Source organism: Streptomyces sp. NPDC047079 (assembly GCF_040643755.1).
GTDB lineage: Bacteria > Actinomycetota > Actinomycetes > Streptomycetales > Streptomycetaceae > Streptomyces.
This window is the reverse complement of sequence record NZ_JBEYUZ010000016.1, coordinates 101,390-118,366: the sequence shown is the minus strand read 5'-3', so window position 1 is coordinate 118,366 and position 16,977 is coordinate 101,390. Positions and strand designations below refer to the sequence as shown.

Annotated in this window: 18 protein-coding genes; 7 read left to right on the top strand and 11 right to left on the bottom strand. The window is 71.1% G+C overall.

Annotated elements, in window-relative coordinates; all coding sequences use genetic code 11:
* Nucleotides 1-627 carry a winged helix-turn-helix transcriptional regulator gene (locus tag ABZ823_RS21365; RefSeq protein WP_361662501.1) on the bottom strand — a complete coding sequence of 209 codons (627 nt, stop codon included), beginning with the start codon at nt 625-627 and terminating at the stop codon, nt 1-3.
* 87 nt (nt 628-714) lie between these two features.
* Between ABZ823_RS21365 and ABZ823_RS21360 the strand changes: the two genes are divergently transcribed.
* From ABZ823_RS21360 to ABZ823_RS21350, 3 genes are all read left to right on the top strand, one after another.
* Nucleotides 715-1,923, top strand: a complete 1,209-nt coding sequence (locus ABZ823_RS21360) for a pyridoxal phosphate-dependent aminotransferase (protein ID WP_361662498.1) — start codon at nt 715-717, stop codon at nt 1,921-1,923.
* Nucleotides 1,924-2,011: 88 nt separating this feature from the next.
* Nucleotides 2,012-2,665, top strand: coding sequence for a histidine phosphatase family protein (locus ABZ823_RS21355; RefSeq protein ID WP_361662494.1), 654 nt, complete (start codon nt 2,012-2,014; stop codon nt 2,663-2,665).
* 48 nt (nt 2,666-2,713) lie between these two features.
* Entirely contained in the window at nt 2,714-3,343 is a 630-nt protein-coding gene (locus ABZ823_RS21350) for a hypothetical protein (RefSeq protein ID WP_361662491.1), read from the top strand.
* A 158-nt stretch (nt 3,344-3,501) separates the two neighbouring features.
* Here the strand turns inward: ABZ823_RS21350 and ABZ823_RS21345 are convergent, their stop codons facing one another.
* From ABZ823_RS21345 to ABZ823_RS21315, 7 genes are all read right to left on the bottom strand, one after another.
* A complete protein-coding gene (locus tag ABZ823_RS21345; RefSeq protein WP_361662488.1) occupies nt 3,502-4,920 on the bottom strand; it encodes a nucleobase:cation symporter-2 family protein in 1,419 nt (472 codons plus the stop codon).
* Nucleotides 4,921-5,142: 222 nt separating this feature from the next.
* Nucleotides 5,143-6,522, bottom strand: a complete 1,380-nt coding sequence (locus tag ABZ823_RS21340) for an 8-oxoguanine deaminase (protein WP_361662485.1) — start codon at nt 6,520-6,522, stop codon at nt 5,143-5,145.
* Between the two features lie 133 nt (nt 6,523-6,655).
* The gene (gene pucL / locus ABZ823_RS21335; RefSeq protein WP_361662482.1) at nt 6,656-7,585 is read right to left on the bottom strand and encodes a factor-independent urate hydroxylase; all 930 of its coding nucleotides are present in this window, start codon (nt 7,583-7,585) and stop codon (nt 6,656-6,658) included.
* Between the two features lie 4 nt (nt 7,586-7,589).
* Nucleotides 7,590-7,997: a hydroxyisourate hydrolase gene (gene uraH, locus ABZ823_RS21330; RefSeq protein ID WP_361662479.1), complete on the bottom strand. Its 408-nt coding sequence runs from the start codon at nt 7,995-7,997 to the stop codon at nt 7,590-7,592.
* Nucleotides 7,998-8,009: 12 nt separating this feature from the next.
* A complete protein-coding gene (gene uraD, locus ABZ823_RS21325; protein ID WP_361662475.1) occupies nt 8,010-8,519 on the bottom strand; it encodes a 2-oxo-4-hydroxy-4-carboxy-5-ureidoimidazoline decarboxylase in 510 nt (169 codons plus the stop codon).
* A gap of 162 nt (nt 8,520-8,681) precedes the next feature.
* Nucleotides 8,682-9,050 carry a helix-turn-helix domain-containing protein gene (locus tag ABZ823_RS21320; protein WP_361662472.1) on the bottom strand — a complete coding sequence of 123 codons (369 nt, stop codon included), beginning with the start codon at nt 9,048-9,050 and terminating at the stop codon, nt 8,682-8,684.
* A complete protein-coding gene (locus tag ABZ823_RS21315; protein WP_361662469.1) occupies nt 9,047-9,298 on the bottom strand; it encodes a hypothetical protein in 252 nt (83 codons plus the stop codon). Before ABZ823_RS21315 ends, ABZ823_RS21320 begins: the two co-directional genes overlap by 4 nt.
* Nucleotides 9,299-9,557: 259 nt before the next feature.
* Between ABZ823_RS21315 and ABZ823_RS21310 the strand changes: the two genes are divergently transcribed.
* The 3 genes from ABZ823_RS21310 to ABZ823_RS21300 all read left to right on the top strand — a co-directional run bounded on the left by ABZ823_RS21310 (nt 9,558) and on the right by ABZ823_RS21300 (nt 12,112).
* Nucleotides 9,558-10,397 (top strand): TIM barrel protein, encoded by an 840-nt coding sequence (locus ABZ823_RS21310; protein WP_361662467.1) that lies wholly within the window; start codon nt 9,558-9,560, stop codon nt 10,395-10,397.
* 43 nt (nt 10,398-10,440) lie between these two features.
* A complete protein-coding gene (locus ABZ823_RS21305; protein WP_361662464.1) occupies nt 10,441-11,358 on the top strand; it encodes a 2-hydroxy-3-oxopropionate reductase in 918 nt (305 codons plus the stop codon).
* 508 nt (nt 11,359-11,866) lie between these two features.
* The gene (locus ABZ823_RS21300; protein WP_361662461.1) at nt 11,867-12,112 is read left to right on the top strand and encodes a hypothetical protein; all 246 of its coding nucleotides are present in this window, start codon (nt 11,867-11,869) and stop codon (nt 12,110-12,112) included.
* 389 nt (nt 12,113-12,501) lie between these two features.
* Here the strand turns inward: ABZ823_RS21300 and ABZ823_RS21295 are convergent, their stop codons facing one another.
* The 3 genes from ABZ823_RS21295 to gcl all read right to left on the bottom strand — a co-directional run bounded on the left by ABZ823_RS21295 (nt 12,502) and on the right by gcl (nt 16,005).
* Nucleotides 12,502-12,912 (bottom strand): hypothetical protein, encoded by a 411-nt coding sequence (locus tag ABZ823_RS21295; protein WP_361662458.1) that lies wholly within the window; start codon nt 12,910-12,912, stop codon nt 12,502-12,504.
* Complete coding sequence (locus tag ABZ823_RS21290) at nt 12,909-14,045, bottom strand: molybdopterin-dependent oxidoreductase (RefSeq protein ID WP_361662455.1); 1,137 nt, start codon at nt 14,043-14,045, stop codon at nt 12,909-12,911. The genes ABZ823_RS21295 and ABZ823_RS21290 overlap by 4 nt, the downstream gene beginning before the upstream one ends.
* 220 nt (nt 14,046-14,265) lie before the next feature.
* Complete coding sequence (gene gcl / locus ABZ823_RS21285; RefSeq protein ID WP_361662452.1) at nt 14,266-16,005, bottom strand: glyoxylate carboligase; 1,740 nt, start codon at nt 16,003-16,005, stop codon at nt 14,266-14,268.
* A 249-nt stretch (nt 16,006-16,254) separates the two neighbouring features.
* On the opposite strand from gcl, the gene ABZ823_RS21280 reads away from it, so the two are divergent.
* The gene (locus ABZ823_RS21280) at nt 16,255-16,965 is read left to right on the top strand and encodes a hypothetical protein (protein ID WP_361662449.1); all 711 of its coding nucleotides are present in this window, start codon (nt 16,255-16,257) and stop codon (nt 16,963-16,965) included.
* The last annotated feature ends 12 nt before the right edge of the window (nt 16,966-16,977 follow it).

The following is a 16,977-nucleotide window of genomic DNA, read 5'->3' as shown; positions in this document are numbered from 1 at the left end:
TCAGTCCCCGCGCAGCACCTTGGCGAGTGTGCTGTCCCCCGTGACCGCGACGCGCCCCCGCGCGACCGCCTGATGGAACGTCAAAGAGCCGTCGCCAAGGGCCATGCAGGTCTCCGCGTCCAGGGTCAGCCGGGCGTCGGGCTCCTCGGGGGCGGCCCCGTCGCCGTACACCGGTCCGTCCTCGGCACCGAGCCGCAGATGGAACTCCCCCTCGTCCAGCCGGACGTCGACCAGCCCCTCGCCCGGCAGCGCGCGCAGCAGCGGCAGCGCGAACCAGTGCGCGCGCACGGCGTCCGTGGGGCGGCGTTCCGCCAGCGCGGGCGCGCCCCACTCCCCGAGCGCTTGGATCACCGGCAGCAACTCGCTTCCTCGCGGGGTGAGTTCGTACACGAACGCGGCTCCGGGCGGCGGCAGCCTGCGCCGGGTGGTCAGTCCGTCGCGCTCCATGTCCTTCAGCCGGGACGCCAGGACGTCGGTGCTCACGCCCGGCAGGTCCGCGTGCAGATCGGTGTAGCGACGGGGACCGGCGAGCAGCTCGCGGACGATCAGAAGGGTCCAGCGGTCGCCGACGGCGTCGAGGGCGCGGGCCGTGGAGCAGTACTGGTCGTAGCTTCGGCGAGGTGACATACGACGCAGTGTAGACACGTCGTTGGACTTTCCAAGCCGCCACTTGGTAAAACCAAGCAACAACGGATGGCGGAGGGGAAGCGGCGCATGGAGTTCCGGCAGTCGAGCAAACTCAGCGAGGTCTGTTACGAGATCCGCGGTCCGGTGATCGAGCACGCCAACGCGCTGGAGGAGGCGGGGCACAGCGTGCTGCGCCTGAACACCGGCAACCCCGCGCTCTTCGGCTTCGAGGCACCGGAGGAGATCCTCCAGGACATGATCCGGATGCTGCCGCAGGCGCACGGCTACACGGACGCGCGCGGCATCCTCTCCGCACGCCGCGCCGTGGCCCAGCGCTACCAGGCGAAGGGCCTGGAGGTAGCAGTGGACGACGTCTTCCTCGGCAACGGCGTCTCCGAGCTGGTCTCGATGGCCGTGCAGGCACTGGTGGAGGACGGCGACGAGATCCTCATCCCCGCACCGGACTTCCCCCTCTGGACGGCCGTGACCACCCTCGCGGGCGGCAAGGCCGTGCACTACCTGTGCGACGAACAGGCCGACTGGTACCCGGACCTGGACGACATGGCCTCGAAGATCACGGACCGCACCAAAGCCGTCGTGATCATCAACCCCAACAACCCGACGGGCGCGGTCTACCCGAAGGAGATCGTCGAGGGCATCCTCGGCCTGGCCCGCCGCCACGGACTGATGGTCTTCGCGGACGAGATCTACGACCAGATCCTGTACGACGACGCCGTGCACCACTCGGCCGCCGCCCTCGCCCCTGACCTGCTGGTCCTGACCTTCTGCGGGCTGTCGAAGACCTACCGCGTGGCGGGCTTCCGCTCCGGCTGGCTGGTCGTGACCGGGCCGAGGCAGCATGCGCGCAACTACCTGGAGGGCCTGACGATGCTGGCGTCCATGCGGCTGTGCGCCAACGCCCCCGCCCAGTACGCCATTCAGGCGGCGCTCGGCGGCCGGCAGTCCATCGGCGAGCTGACCGCGCCCGGCGGCCGTCTCCACGAACAGCGCGAAGTGGCCTGGCGGAAGCTCAACGAGATCCCCGGCGTGACCTGTGTGAAGCCCAAGGGCGCGCTCTACGCGTTCCCGCGCCTCGACCCCAAGGTGCACAAGATCCACGACGACGAGCGGTTCGTCCTGGACCTGCTGCTGCGGGAGAAGATCCAGGTAGTCCAGGGCACGGGCTTCAACTGGCCCGCTCCCGACCACTTCCGTATCCTCACGCTGCCCCACGCGGACGACCTGGAGGCGGCCATCGGGCGAATCGGCCGCTTTCTGAGCGGCTACCGCCAGTAGAACGGCTGTCTGGCCCAATCCGTCCTGCGCCCCGCCGCTCGCGTATGACACGGTGCGCTGAGAGGCGGAACGGGAAGGGCGGCAGGGCGTGGGCGACCTCATTCTCGTCCGGCACGGTGAGACCGAGTGGTCGTTGTCCGGGCGTCACACCGGGCGGACCGACGTCCCGCTGACCGAGCACGGCCGGGAACAGGCGCGCAGGCTGGCTCCGCTGATCGCACGGCATCACATCGCTTCGGCGTTCGTCAGCCCGATGCGGCGGGCCCGGGAGACGGCCCGGCTGGCGGGGCTCGGGGGAGCGCGCGTCGACGCGGACCTGTCCGAGTGGGACTACGGCGGGTACGAGGGGGTCACGACCGTCGAGATCCACCGCACGTTTCCGGACTGGTTCCTGTTCACGCACGGCGTCGCGCCCGGCCCCCCGGAGCACCCGGGGGAAAGCCCGGAGGAGGTCGGGGCGCGCGCGGACCGGGTGCTCGCCAAGATCGACGCGGCGCTCGCCGAGGCGGAGGGCGGCGTGGTGGTCGTCTCGCACGGGCACTTCCTGCGGGTGCTGACCGCGCGGCGGCTCGGTCTGCCGGCCTCGGCGGGCGCCCTGTTCCAGCTCTCCACGGGGACGGTGAGCCGGCTGAGCACGGAGCACCGCCGCCCCGTGGTGGCCGGCTGGAATGTCAGACCCGACGCGTACTGTTCCCATGGGTCCCTCTCCGCGGGGGAAGCGGGGCCCTCCGAGGAACGCTGACGGGGGGACGTGAGCACCCGTCCCCTCCCCCGCGGGAAGGAACACGCCGTGACCCGACCGCCGACCGCCGCGCAACGGCGTGTGATCGACGCCGCCGACCCCGGCACGGGGCGGCTGAAGGGGACGGACGCCCAGCTCGCCGCGCTGGTGAAACGGGGGCTGGCCTTCCGGCATCCGCGTCCGCCGCACGACCACTTTCTGACCCCGGCGGGTCACCGCATACGGGAGGCCCCCGCCGAGGAGCTGCCGGCTGCCGCCCAAGCACCCGCCGACTCCGGGGTGTTCGCCGCGCGCGTCGGCGGCGAGGAGTCCCCGGACACCGGACCCGCCCGGGTGCGGGAGGTGCGCGGCGCCTGGCAGGGGCTGCTGGAGCTGCGCCGGATGACCAACCCGGGCGGTGCCACGGACCGCCCGTGCGGCTGGGAGCGGACCCATCTGGTGCGGGCCGCCGCACTGGCCCTGGAGGCGGCCGGGCACCGGCCCGCGACCGGGGACCAGGAGGACGGCTACCGCGTGCGGGCGACCCCGCAGCCGGAGGCGGTCGCCGTGCACCAGCCGGACCTCGCGGCACTGCGTTCCTGTGCGGCCACGCTGGAGAAGGCGGGCTGGCAGGTGAGCGAGCACTCCAAGCCGCGGGCCCGGGAGCGGTATGTGCTGGCATCACCGCGGCGCAGATGAACGGCACACATCGAACTGCCCGGAAACCAGGCGCAGTCGGCCGCCATCACGCTGACGTGCACGCGTACGTCCGATGCTGTCGCCGTGGAGGAGGGACACTGTGGCCGAGCAAGTCGCCGAGCCGATCCGCAGGACGGACGGGATGCTCTCCGCCGAGCTCATGGCGTCGCCCGGTCCTGCGCAGGCACCGGGGCCTGGTGGGGCGCCGTCCGTGTCCTGGCGATCTCCTCCCCCGCCTCCATCGGATGGGTCACGTCCTGGGCGTCCCGGCCGCCCCTGCCGAGGTGGTTGAAGACGAGGTTCAGCAGGACCGCCGCCACGCAGCCCGTCGAGATGCCCGAGTCCAGGACGATCCGGGCCGTCTGCGGGAACGCGTGGTAGAAGTGCGGCGCTGTGATCGGGATGATGCCGACGGCCAGTGAGACGGCCACGATCAGCACGTTGTTGTCCTTCTCCAGCCCCGCCCTCACGAGGGTCTGGATGCCGCTGGCGGCGACGGAGCCGAAGAGGACCACCCCGGCACCGCCCAGCACCGGGCGCGGTACCACCGCGATCAGCGAGGCCGCCACCGGGCACAGACCCATCAGCACCAGGAAGCCGCCTCCCGTGGCGACGACGAAGCGGCTGCGGATGCGGGTCATCGCGACCAGGCCGATGTTCTGGGCGAAGGCGCTGCACATGAACCCGTTGAAGAGGGGGCTGAGGGCCGAGCCGAGGGTGTCGGCGCGCAGGCCCGCGGCGATGGTCCTCTCGTCCGCCGGGCGTTCCACGATCTCGCCGAGCGCGAGCATGTCCGCGGTCGACTCGGTCATCGAGACGACCATCACCACGCACAGCGAGAGGATCGCGGCCAGGTGGAACTGCGGCACGCCGAAGTGGAACGGCGTCGGGAAGCCGATCACGTCCGCGTCCGCGACCGGACGGAAGTCGGTGAGCCCGAAGGGGATCGCGACGAGCGTGCCGGCGATCAGGCCGAGCAGGACGGCGATCTGCTTGACGAAGCCACGGGTGAACCGGCGCAGGAGCAGGACGAGGAGGAGGGTGATGGCCGCGAGGGTGAGCTGCGTCGGCGAACCGTAGTCGGACGCGGCGGGGTCGGGGCCCTGCGCCCAGCCGAAGGCGACGGGCAGCAGGGACACTCCGATGAGGGTGATGACGGTGCCGGTGACGACCGGCGGGAAGAAGCGGACCGCCTTGCAGAAGGCGGGGGCCGCCAGGAAGCCGAGGAGACCCGCGACGATCACCGCGCCGAAGATCACCGGCAGGGCGTCCGACTTGTCGTGCGCGGAGGCGACGACCGCGGTCATGGGGGCCACGCCGGCGAAGGTGACGCCGTTGACGAACGGGAGCCGGGCGCCGATCTTCCAGATGCCGAGTGTCTGAAGGAAGGTGGCCAGGCCCGCGGTGAACAGGCAGGCCCCGGTGAGGAAGGTCAGATCGGTGCCGGTCAGGCCCACGGCCGTGCCGACGATCAGGGGCGGGGCGACGACCCCCGCGTACATGGCGGCCACGTGTTGCAGACCGCTGGTCGCCATTTTGAGGGCGGGGAGTTTCTCGTCGACTGGGTGGGCGGTCACGGCGGCTCCTCCGGTCGGTGGCACGTCGGCTCTGACGTGGGTGTCAAGGAGGTGGTGCGCGGTCGGTCGTGCGGGACCGGGGACGGGGGTCGTTCGTGGGGAACGGAGTCCGCCCCGGGGCGCGCACGTCCCTGCGCGCCCCGGAGACGGTTGCCGTGGCCCCCGCTCGGGTCCACGGCTTCCGGCCGGGAGCCGTCCCTCCCGGCCGGGGCCTTCGGCTGCTCAGCCCTGCGCGGCGATCCGCGCGAGGCGCTGGGCCTCTTCCCGCGTGGAGCGGGCGATGGCGTCCTCGTCGACGTGCAGCAGACGTCCGTTCTCGACCACCGGTTCGCCGTTCACGAGGGAGAGCGTGACCGGGGCCGCCGCGCCGAAGACCAGCGCGGTCACCGGGTCGGCGATCGAGGCGTGGGCCAGTGTGTCGAGCTTCCACAGCACGAGGTCGGCGAGCTTGCCCGGCTCCAGGGAGCCGATCTCCGCCGCACGGCCGAGGACCCGGGCGCCCCCGTAGGTGCCGAGGCGCAGCGCCTGGCGGGCGTTCAGGGCGGCCTCGCGGTGTGCGCCGAGGCGGTTGATCAGGAGGGCGTTGCGCAGTTCGGTGTGGAGTTCGCCGGACTCGTTGGACGCCGTGCCGTCGACACCGAGGCCGACCGGGACGCCGGCGGCGAGCATGTCGGGGACCCGTGCGATGCCCGCGGCCAGGCGGGCGTTGGACGACGGGCAGTGGGCGACCCCCGTCCTCGTACGGGCGAAGGCGGCGATGTCGGAGTCGTTCATGTGGACGCAGTGCGCCATCCACACGTCCTCGCCGAGCCAGCCCGTCGACTCGAAGTAGTCGGTGGGGCCCATGCCGAACAGCTCGTGGCAGAACTTCTCCTCCTCGACCGTCTCCGAGCCATGGGTGTGCAGTCGTACGCCCTTGCGCCGCGCCAGTTCGGCGCCCTGCCTCATGAGTTCGGTCGAGACCGAGAAGGGGGAGCAGGGCGCCACGGCCACCTGGGTCATGGCGTCGAAGGAGGGGTCGTGATGCTCGTCGATGGTGGCCTCGGTGGCGGCCAGCGCGCCTTCGAGGGACTCGACGGCGAAGTCCGGGGGCAGGCCGCCGTCCTTCTCGCTGCGGTCCATGGAGCCGCGGGCGAGGGTGAAGCGGACACCCGTCTCGCGGGCGGCCCGGACGATGGCGCCGGACAGGTCACCGGATCCCTCGGGATAGACGTAGTGGTGGTCCATGGCGCAGGTCACCCCGCCGCGGGCCATCACGGCGAGCGAGCCCTGTGCGGCCGCGCGGACCATCGGCTCGTCGATGCGCGCCCAGGTCGGGTAGAGCGCGACGAGCCAGTCGAAGAGGTTGTGGTCCGTGGCCAGGCCCCGGGTGATCCACTGGTAGAAGTGGTGGTGGGTGTTGACGAGGCCGGGGGTGGCGAGATGCCCGGTCGCGTCGATACGGCGTACGACGTTCTCCAGGCCCTCGGGGGCCCTGCCCGCGCCGACCGCCTCGATGCGGTTGCCGGCGACCACGACGTGCCCCGTGGGGTACTCGGTGTCGTCGGCGTCCACGGTCGCGATCGCACAGTTCTCGACGACGATGCGCTGGGCTGCTGCCATGGTTCGTCCTTTTCGCTCTGTGGAGAGGGCACGGCAGGACCCTGGGAGTTTGAGTGCCGCGGCCGGTGTCGGTCCCGGCCGCGGGTGCCGAAGGAGGAGGGTGCCCCCCGAGGGGCGGGGGCAATCGGTTGCGTCAGAGGTTGGTGAGGTCCACGGGGATTCTCGCCTCGCAGCCGTCCCGCAGCACGGTGGCCTCGATCAGGCCGTACGGACGGTCGGCGGCGAGGTACACGGCTCCCTCGGCGGTGTCGTTCTTCAGCCCGAACGGCTCCAGGTCCACCAGGAAGTGGTGCTTGTTCGGGAGCGAGAAACGGACCTCGTCGATCTCGCCGCGGTGCTCGATGATGCGCGCACCCATCTGGTACAGGGTCTGCTGGAGCGAGAGCGAGTAGGTTTCGGCGAACGCCTGGAGCAGGTGCTTCTTCGTGTCCTCGTAGGACGTCTCCCAGTCCGGCGCCTCCTGGGCGTCGTCGGTCCAGTTGAAGCGCCAACGGCCGGTCACGGACGTGGCCAGGACGCGGTCGTACGTCTCGGGCAGTGTCGTGTACTTGTCCTTGACGTAGCCCCAGAACTCGGAGTCGGTCGAGTTCATCACCGTCAGGTCCTTCAGGCCCGAGACCACCTCCCAGGACGAGCCGTCGTAGGTGATCTGGGTCAGGCGGGTCTCCTGGCCCTTGCGGACGAAGGAGTGCGCGCCCTGTCCCGCGTGCTCGATCCGGTCCCAGGCGTACTGCTCGATCCGGATCCGGGCCCGGTGGATGGGCTCCTGGGAGGTCACGAAGTGGCGGGCGAGGTGGATGCCGAACTGCTCGGCGGACTCGATGCCGTGCTCCTTGGCGAACGCGTACACCGTGTTCTTGGTGGTGTCGGTCGGCAGGACGTTGGCGTTGGAGCCGGAGTAGTGGACCTCGTCCATGTCACCGGAGAGGGAGATGGAGACGTTGAGGTCCTTGATGTGATGGGTGGCGCCGTCCCGCGTGATCTTGACGACCCGGTTCTCGGCCTTGCCGTACTGGTTCTGCCCCAGGATCACGGGGCGGGCGAGGCGGGAATTGTCTGCCATGTAGCTAGCTCCCTCGGTAAACGGAGTAGCCGAACGGGTTGAGCAGCAGCGGTACGTGGTAGTGCTCCCCCGGCACGACGGCGAACGTGACCGTCACCTCCGGGAAGAACACTCCGGTGACACCGCTGTCCCGATTCGCGGGGGCGTCCTGCTGCGCATCGGCTTGCTTCTTCTCGAACCTTTCGAAGTACGCCTCGACGGCGAAGTCGAGCCGTACGTGGGTGGTCCCTTCCGGCGGGGCCGGAAGGTCCTTGCACCGGCCGTCCGCGTCGGTCGCGGAGCCGCCGAGCGCCCGCCAGTCCGCGTCCCGGCCGGGGCGGGCCGAGAGGCGGACGGCGACGCCCTGGGCGGGACGGCCGGCGCTGGTGTCCAGGATGTGCGTGGACACGGAGGCGGTGGTCTCGGTGCTCATGCGCTTACCTCTTCAGGCGGTGTCGAGCAGTCGGGCGAGCCGGATACGGTTGATCTTCCCCAACTCGGTGCGGACGATCTCCCGTTCCTCTTCCGGCGCGTTGCCGATCCGCTCCCTGACCGCGTCGCGCATCTGCTCGCCGGTCTTCCCGGTCGCGCAGATCAGGAAGACGTGCCCGAACTTCTCCTGGTACGCCAGGTTCAGTTCGAGCATCTCCGCCCTGAGCTGCTCGGAGGCGCCGGCCATGCCGCGCTGCTCCCGGGCCGACGCGGGGTCCCCCGGTTTGGGGCGGCCGATCGGCGGGTGCCCGGCCATGGCCTCCTCGAGGTCCGCCGTGGTCAGCTCGGCCATGGCGGCGTCGCCGGCGGCGTAGAGGTCGTCTGCGGTGCGGTAGGGGCGTGCGGCGAGCAGCCGACGGGCCCATGCCGTGGAGGCGCAGGCCTCGTGGAGGGCGGCGAAGGCCACGGGCTCCTCGAGGGCGTTGAACCGGGCGAGACCCGGCGGCGTGGAAGTCGACGTCACGGGTGCCTCCGTGGCCTCGGGGCGGAACGGGTTGCGAACAGCTAACGCCCTCCACCACAGACCGTCAACACTTTGTTGAAAATCCGGAGTAACGAGAGCCGCCGCCCGGTATCCGGGCGGCGGCTCTTCGCACACGGTGCGCGACAAGCGCATCGAGCCTGGTCAGGACTCCTTCTCGCGGTTGAGGTAGTTGTAGACGGTGAAGCGGCTCACGCCCAGAGCGCTCGCGACGGTCTCCACCCCGTGACGCACGGAGAACGCGCCGCGCGCCTCGAGGGTTCGCACGATCTCCTGTTTGGCCTTGCGGTCCAGTTCGGCCAGTGGCCTGCCGCGCTTGCGCTCCATCGCGGCGAGGATGTGATCGAGCGAGTCGGCGAGCTGCGGCAGGCGCACGGCGACGACCTCGGCCCCCTCCCAGGCGAGCACGACATCGTCCGGGCCGGCCTGGTCCGGAGGCAGCATCTCGCCCCCCATGGCGTCGACCAGCGGCTTCACGGCCGCGATGAAGGGCCCCTCCCCCGCCGGGGTCATCTGCCGTCCTCCCCCACCACGTTGACCTGCAACGAGATCCGGGTGGCACCGGCCTCCAGAGACTTGCGCAGCAGCGCGTCGACGGCGGTCAGCACCGTGTCGGCGCGACCCTCCGCGGTGTTGCCGAACGGGCCGACGTCCACGGCGTCCAGTTCGGCCGCCTCGATGACCTCACGGGCGACCAGCGCGTGGGCGGGCGCCTCGTCGAGGTCGAAGGGTTCGGTCGTGAACTCCACTCTCAGTCGCACTGTGCCCCCAAAGCACGGTCGTGACCTGTACTGCCATCCGGATCGCCCATGACGAGGGCACGTCGGGGGCTTCCACCGGGACGGGGCCGCCCCCGTCCACCACGAGGCGACCCTAGCCGACGCACCGTTGCGGCCGCTCCCGTTCCACCCCCTTGACAAGGCAGGCCACACCACGACAGCCTTCCATCAAGCAAAAACTACATTCCGCAATGTGGAATAGAGGCCAGCCGGAAGAAGAACCAGGAGGGAGCGCCACCCGATGGGATTCGCCGACCAGCGCTTCACCGTCAACCTGTCGATCCTCTTCACCGAGCTCCCGCTCCCGGAACGCCCCGCGGCCGCCGCCGCGGCGGGCTTCACCGCGGTCGAGCTGTGGTGGCCCTGGGCCGACTCGCCCACCCCCGCGCGGTCCGAGCTGGACGCCCTGCGGAAGGCGGTCGACGACGCGGGTGTGCGGCTGACGGGACTCAACTTCTACGCCGGACGGCTGCCGGGCCCGGACCGCGGCGCCCTGTCCGTCCCCGGCGAGGAGTCGGAGAGGTTCCGCGCCAACGTCCAGGTGGCCGCGGACTTCGCCGAGGCGCTGGGCTGCACGGCCCTGAACGCCTTGTACGGCAACCGCGTCGACGGCGTGGACCCGGCCGAACAGGACGCGCTGGCCCTGGAGAACCTGGCCCTCGCGGCCCGCGCCGCCGACCGCATCGGCGCGGTCCTCCTCGTCGAGGCGCTGAACGGTCCCGAGTCCCCGCGGTATCCGCTGGTGTCGGCCCCGGCCGCCATCGGGATCGTCGACAAGGTGAACGAGGCGACCGGCCTCGGCAACGCGAAGTTCCTGATGGACCTGTACCACCTGTCCATGAACGGCGAGGACCTGCCCTCGGTGATCGAGCGGTACACGCCGAAGACCGGTCACGTCCAGATCGCCGACGACCCGGGCCGCGGGGCCCCGGGAACGGGTTCGCTCCCGCTGGCGGACCTCCTCGACCGGCTCGCGAAGGCGGGTTACGAGGGGTGGATCGGACTGGAGTACAAGCCGGGCGACCGGACCGGCGCGGACACCTTCGCGTGGCTTCCGCCGACAGCCCGCGCCGCCCGCTGAGCCCGGCCCGCAGACGCAGCAGAGCAGTCAGAGAGGCACCCTCATGAGCAGCACGCCCACGGACACCTCCCACCCGGCCCGCCCGGCGGTCGCCTGGATAGGTCTCGGCATCATGGGCTCCCCCATGTCGGAGAACCTGATCAAGGCGGGGTACGACGTCACCGGGTACACCCTGGAGCCGGAGAAGCTGGACCGCCTGACCGCCGCCGGCGGCACCGCGGCCTCCTCGGTCGCCGAGGCCGTACGGAACGCCGACGTGATCGTCACCATGGTGCCGGCGTCTCCCCAGGTCGAGGCGATCGCCTACGGCCCGGACGGCATCCTGGAGAACGCGAGGCCCGGGGCCCTGCTGATCGACATGTCGTCGATCACTCCGAGGACCTCGATCGACCTGGCCGCGAACGCCGCGCGGAAGGGCATCCGCGTCCTGGACGCGCCGGTGTCGGGCGGTGAGGCCGGCGCCGTCGAGGCCGTGCTGTCCATCATGGTCGGCGGCGAGCAGGCCGACTTCGAGGCGGCGAGGCCGCTCTTCGAAGCGCTGGGCAAGACCATCGTGCTGTGCGGCCCGCACGGGTCGGGTCAGACCGTGAAGGCCGCGAACCAGCTCATCGTCGCGGTGAACATCCAGGCGTGCGCCGAGGCCGTGGTCTTCCTGGAGCGGTCCGGGGTGGATCTGAAGGCGGCCCTGGAGGTGCTGGGCGGCGGTCTGGCGGGCTCCACCGTCCTTGCCCGCAAGAAGGACAACTTCCTGAACCGCGACTTCACGCCGGGCTTCCGCATCGACCTGCACCACAAGGACATGGGCATCGTCACGGACGCCGCCCGCACCGTGGGCGCCGCGCTGCCCGTGGGTGCCGTGGTGGCCCAACTGGTCGCGTCCCTGCGCGCGCAGGGTGACGGCGGCCTGGACCACTCCGCCCTGCTGAGGGGTGTGGAACGCCTCTCGGGCACACGGGTCTGAGCCCTCTGCCCCCAGACCTCCGGGTGGCGTCGGCGCCGACACCAGTCCTGTCGCGCCCGGGCGCCGGCGCCACCCGGAACCCTTTGTGCCGATCAGAATCTCCAAGCCGTGCCCGGTAGCTGACGACCAGTCGGACCCGGGCACACGGCCCGCCGCCGGGCGACCCTGACAAAGGGTGGCCGTTCGGCACGGCGGGCCCGGCGAGGACCGCGGCGGAATCCCCCTGTTCCGGCGAAGCCGAGAACTCGGGGAGTGCGAGCCAGTGCGGTGGTGAAGGTCCCGGACGTCCCTTCCAGACCTGAGGGAAGAGCGAACCGGAACCGTCGCATCCGCCGCGGTCCCGCCACGACATGAACTCCGTCCGGCGGCGCGAACGTCCCGTCGCGCCCGGCCTCGCGCCGCCGGACGGCCACCACCCAGACCCGGAGCGCCGGACGGGGAACGGCCGCGTCCGGCCTCTTCGTGCGTCCGGCGTGCAGATCGGGCCCGGGGGAAGGAGGCTGAAGACATGGAACAGTCAATCCAGCATCCGCACATCGTGGTGCACGCCCCGGCCCTGGACGGATCCCGGCGGGTCACCGAGGGCGATGTGACCCTCGGGCTCGCCAGCCACCTCGACGACGTCGTCGAGATCCTGCGCCTGGCCGACCTGGACCGGATCGAGGTCGAGGAGAGCGACCTCATCGAGTGGCAGGGCGGCGGGCCCGACGAGTGGCCGGGCCTGTCGGAGCACGACATCGAAGAGATCGAGTAGGCCGCCTACACAGACATGCGTAGGCGCCCTACGTAACCCTCAAGTCAACCTCTGAACACCGGCCGCAAGGCTTCAACTCCCCTGCTCTGCGGGCCCATTATCGACACACGGGGCCCGCCGGCACGGGGGCGGCGGACCCCACCGGAGGGGTCGGGACGGCGCATCCGCGCCGACCGGGCACGACGCGGACGACGGGGGCGTCCCGGCGTGCCGGACCTCTCCGGGGCAGAAAAGAGCGCGAGGGGCGGCCCGTCTCAGGGCCGCCCCTCGCCGCTGTGTGCGTCAGACCTTCGGCGTCCCGGTCGCCGTCGGCACGCGCTCCGCCGCGACGTCCTCGACCCTTCCGGCTCGCGCTCCCGTTTGTTCGGAGCTCTTGGTGCAAGGACCCCTTACGGAGGTGGGCGCCGTCGCCCGCGGCGAAGCCCCCGCGCAGTCCCCAGGAGCGCGGTGGCCGTCGCCACCGCGACCAGGGCGAGCAGCCAGTTGCGCGGGTAGTCCAGCGGCAGGACCGAGGAGTTGGCCGGCCGGCCCGGGCGCAGCAGCACCGGCAGGGCGACCGCTGTCAGGGCACCCGCGACCAGCAGTGCACCGCGGACCGGCCCGCGCACACCGCCGCGGACCAGCACCAGCCCGACGAGCAGCACCAGTGGCGCGATCAGCGCGTCGTGCAGTACCAGGGCCGCGGACAGCCACAACAGCACCCCCGTCAGATGCGCCACGCCCAGCAGCAGTGACCCTCCCACGCCCATGAGCGCCAGACCCGCCGCGCCCGCCAGCAGGCGCATCGCGCTCACCCTCATGACAGCACCTCCAGTCGGCCGACCCACTTGGTCTGCAACACGCCGGGCCGGTTCGGTGCGATGAGGCGCGCGGGGTAGCCGTGGTCGGGGGAGAGTTCCCGACCGTTCAGACGCAGGGCGAGCAGGGTCAGCGGGTCACGGGCGTGCTCATGCCCCATCTCGGAGACCCGGTATCCGCCCCGTGTCTGGAGGGACACCGCCCGTACGCGGGCGTGCGGCGGGGCGCCCGCGAGCTCCAGGAGGTCCCTGACGCGCACGCCCGTCCAGTGCGCCGACTTGCTCCATCCCTCCACGCAGGCGATCGGCAGTTCCACCTCGTGTTGTGGCAGGCCGCGCAGCTCATCCAGCGTCAGGGTGTACGGCCGCGGCCCGGCGACCGTCAGGCGGTAGCGCTCGGCCGGAATCAGCCCGACTCCGGCCGCAGCAGCCGTGCGGTTGACCGGCAGGCCCTGCGGGCCGTGGTCCGGATGGCGGGGTGCGAGCAGGATGAGGTCCTTCAGTGGGGTGAAGGACTGGCCCACGGTGGTCACGGTGACCGTACCCACCGCCGCTGCCACCGCGGCCAGCAGCGAACGCCGGTCGGGCCCGTCCTCCTCGGGCAGGGCCAGGGTGCCCGGCGACCGTCGACTCCAGTGGGCCCGGATCTCGGGGGCCTTGACCGCGATGTGCAGCGTGAGCGATCCGGCCACCAGCCAGGCCACGGCGTAGTGCACCGGCACGAAGGAGAACGGCCACGGATACCACTGCGCGGTGTTCAGCAGGCCTGTTGCCAACTCGAAGACGGCCGCCGCCACCAGCACGGCCACCGACAGCCGCTCCAGCGCGTGCCGCACCGACCGCACCGGCGGCCAGGCGAACAGCCGCGGGTACACCGTCCACAACTTGGCCAGCAGCAGGGGAACCGCCGCGATACCGGAGGCGACGTGCAGCCCCTGGGTGAGCCGGTAGCCCGACACCGGGCGGCTCGGCAGGTCGTCGGCCGCCCAGGCCGGCGGATGCTGCAGCACATGGCTGATCAGACCGGTGACGAAGCACACCGCGAAGGCGAGGCCGAGCCACCGCCCGATCGACGTCGCGGTGCGGGCGTCGTGCAACCTGCCTTGGAACACCGGTGGAAGCAAGCGCGATCTCATGCTTCCCATCACAGCGGCCGCAAGGCCGCCGCGGAACGCCCGAGCCCCTTACGGAACAGGGACGTCCGCGAGCGGCGGGCCTGCCCCACGCCCCCTCCGCCGGCACGGGTCCGGCACGAGTCCGGCACGGGTCCGGCGGCGGATGCGGGGCGGGGTCGCCCTAGCGGACCCCCATGACCTGCGCGTGTGTCGGATCGTTGCGCCGATTCCCTCGCAGCCGCTAATCGTTCTCCTCGAACTCGACCACGGCGCTGATGTCGTTGGTGACCGACATGGCGATGTTGGTGACGCGCTCCAGGATCACCTCGACGACGACCGGCACCCGGTACTCGGCGGCGAGCTTCGCGGCCTGCTCGAAGGCGGCGCCCAGCTCGGCGGGCTCGGTCACCCGGATCGCCTTGCAGCCGAGGCCCTCGGCGACCTTGACGTGGTCCACGCCGTAGACGCCCAGCTCGGGCGAGTTGATGTTCTCGAACTCCAGGTTGACCTGGAAGTCGATGGCGAATGCCCGCTGTGCCTGGCGGATCAGGCCGAGATAGGCGTTGTTCACCAGGACGTGGACGTACGGGATCCGGTGCTGCGCGCCGACGGCCAGCTCCTCGATCATGAACTGGAAGTCGTAGTCGCCGGAGAGGGCGACGACGGACGCCTCCGGGTCGGCCGTGGCGACGCCCAGCGCGGCCGGGATGGTCCAGCCGAGCGGGCCGGCCTGACCGCAGTTGATCCAGTGGCGGGGCCGGAAGACGTGCAGCAACTGGGCGCCGGCGATCTGGGAGAGACCGATGGTGGAGACATACCGGGTCTCGGGTCCGAAGGCCTTGTTCATCTCCTCGTAGACCCGCTGCGGCTTGATCGGGATGTCGTCGAAGTGTGTACGGCGCTCGAGGCGGGCCTTTCTCTCCTGAGCGGCGGCCGCCCAGTCGCCTCGGCCGGGCAGCCGTCCGGCCGCCTTCAACTCCTGTGCGACGTCGACGAACAGCTCGAGCGCCGCCTTGGCGTCGGAGGTGATGCCGTAGTCCGGGGCGAAGATCCTGCCGATCTGGGTGGGCTCGATGTCGACGTGGACGAACGTGCGGCCCGCCGTGTAGACGTCGAGCCTGCCGGTGTGCCGATTGGCCCAGCGGTTGCCGATGCCGAGGACGAAGTCGGACTCCAGGTACGTCGCGTTGCCGTATCGGTGCGAGGTCTGCAGGCCCACCATGCCGGCGTTCAGCTCGTGGTCGTCCGGGATGGCGCCCCAGCCCATCAGGGTCGGCACCACCGGAATGCCCGTCAGCTCGGCGAATTCCAGGAGGAGTTCGGCGGCGTCGGCGGTGATGACTCCGCCACCGGCGACGATCAGCGGGCGTTCGGAGGCGTTGAGGAGTGCCATCGCCTTCTCGATCTGGGCCCGGGTGGCGGCGGGCTTGTAGACGGGAAGCGGCTCGTATGTCTCGGGGTCGAACTCGATCTCGGTGAGCTGGACGTCGACGGGCAGGTCGATGAGGACGGGCCCGGGCCGGCCGGAGCGCATGAGATGGAAGGCCTTCTGGAAGACGCCCGGCACCTGGGCGGCCTCCAGGACGGTGACGGCCATCTTCGTGACCGGCCTCGCGATGGAGGCGATGTCGACGGCCTGGAAGTCCTCCTTGTGGATCACCGCGGTCGGGGCCTGCCCGGTGATACAGAGGATCGGAATCGAGTCACCGGTCGCCGAGTAGAGCCCGGTGATCATGTCAGTGCCGGCCGGACCCGAAGTGCCGATGCACACACCGATGGCGCCGGGACGGGCCCGGGTGTAGCCCTCCGCCATATGGGAGGCGCCTTCGACATGGCGGGCGAGGGTGTGGTGGATCCCGCCGGAGGCCTTCAGGGCCGCGTAGAAGGGGTTGATCGCCGCACCCGGGACCCCGAACGCGTGGCTGACGCCCTCACGCCTGAGGATCTCGACTGCCGTGCGGGCAGCGGTCATACGAGCCATGGAGTACTCCTGCTTCGGCTGTCGGACTCGCGCTCCCGTCGCGCCCCGCGGTGAGCACTTCTCTTCCTTGCTTTCCGTCTATTCCGCATCACGGAAAATAACTTCTGTTATCTGGAAGCAATCTAGGTGGCTCGATGCGGGCCGTCAAGAGAGGGCGGCGGGGCCGTGCGGTGCGCGAAGCCGGGGACAAGCGCGGGCCGACGGGAGCAGGATGGGACCGCGGTCCCGACGCGAGGGGTGGAGGGGATCATGTCCGAGAGCGTCCTCGTGCGCTGTCCGGTCTGCCGGCGCGAGCATCTCTACGCGGCGCCGCGCTATCCCTGCGTGTGCGGCGCCCCCGTCGCCGCACCCCTGGACCGTCTCGGCGAACCCTCCGTCGTCACCCACCGCACCTGGGCCGACGACTGGATCACGGTCCGCTGCGGTACGTGCGAGCGCGAGGACGAGTGGCCGCACCCGGAACTGGGCTGCACGTGCGGGACGATCCTCCGTGTCCCGGTGGACGGGGTGCGGCCACAGCCGGGCCCCGGGTCACCGCAGGACCCGGGCGAGACTCCGGGCGGCGGCCGGAAGCCGTCCCGTACCGCGTTCCAGCCCGTGGCCATACGCTCCGCGCGCGACGCCGTCACCGCAGCCGCCCTCTATCTGCGCTGGCTCGGCTACCTCGACATACGACGCGCCGACCAGCGGCAGCCCAGCGGGATCGGGCTCGCCGCACGCGGGATCCTCGCGCAGGTGGACCCGACGGTGCAGCCGGCCACGCTGCGGGACGTGGAGTGCCTGTGGCTCACCGCCATGTCGGAGTCCGCCCGCTGTGTCTACTTCTCGCTCGCGGGCTATGCGGACGACGCCCGTTCCGTCGCCGACCGGCTCGGCGTCCCCCTGTTCGTCCTCGACCTCACCGGGGAGCCCCAGCCGGTGAACAGCCTCGCCGACGAACTGGCCGCAGGCCGAGCCTGACCCCTTCCCCCT

Bases quoted from the DNA above. Each gene is read 5' to 3' on its own strand.
- ABZ823_RS21365 (WP_361662501.1), bottom strand. From the start codon at position 627: ATGTCACCTCGCCGAAGCTACGACCAGTACTGCTCCACGGCCCGCGCC.
- ABZ823_RS21360 (WP_361662498.1), top strand. From the start codon at position 715: ATGGAGTTCCGGCAGTCGAGCAAACTCAGCGAGGTCTGTTACGAGATC.
- ABZ823_RS21340 (WP_361662485.1), bottom strand. From the start codon at position 6,522: ATGGCAGCAGCCCAGCGCATCGTCGTCGAGAACTGTGCGATCGCGACC.
- pucL (WP_361662482.1), bottom strand. From the start codon at position 7,585: ATGGCAGACAATTCCCGCCTCGCCCGCCCCGTGATCCTGGGGCAGAAC.
- uraH (WP_361662479.1), bottom strand. From the start codon at position 7,997: ATGAGCACCGAGACCACCGCCTCCGTGTCCACGCACATCCTGGACACC.
- ABZ823_RS21320 (WP_361662472.1), bottom strand. From the start codon at position 9,050: ATGACCCCGGCGGGGGAGGGGCCCTTCATCGCGGCCGTGAAGCCGCTG.
- ABZ823_RS21310 (WP_361662467.1), top strand. From the start codon at position 9,558: ATGGGATTCGCCGACCAGCGCTTCACCGTCAACCTGTCGATCCTCTTC.
- ABZ823_RS21305 (WP_361662464.1), top strand. From the start codon at position 10,441: ATGAGCAGCACGCCCACGGACACCTCCCACCCGGCCCGCCCGGCGGTC.
- ABZ823_RS21300 (WP_361662461.1), top strand. From the start codon at position 11,867: ATGGAACAGTCAATCCAGCATCCGCACATCGTGGTGCACGCCCCGGCC.
- ABZ823_RS21295 (WP_361662458.1), bottom strand. From the start codon at position 12,912: ATGAGGGTGAGCGCGATGCGCCTGCTGGCGGGCGCGGCGGGTCTGGCG.
- ABZ823_RS21290 (WP_361662455.1), bottom strand. From the start codon at position 14,045: ATGAGATCGCGCTTGCTTCCACCGGTGTTCCAAGGCAGGTTGCACGAC.
- gcl (WP_361662452.1), bottom strand. From the start codon at position 16,005: ATGGCTCGTATGACCGCTGCCCGCACGGCAGTCGAGATCCTCAGGCGT.
- ABZ823_RS21280 (WP_361662449.1), top strand. From the start codon at position 16,255: ATGTCCGAGAGCGTCCTCGTGCGCTGTCCGGTCTGCCGGCGCGAGCAT.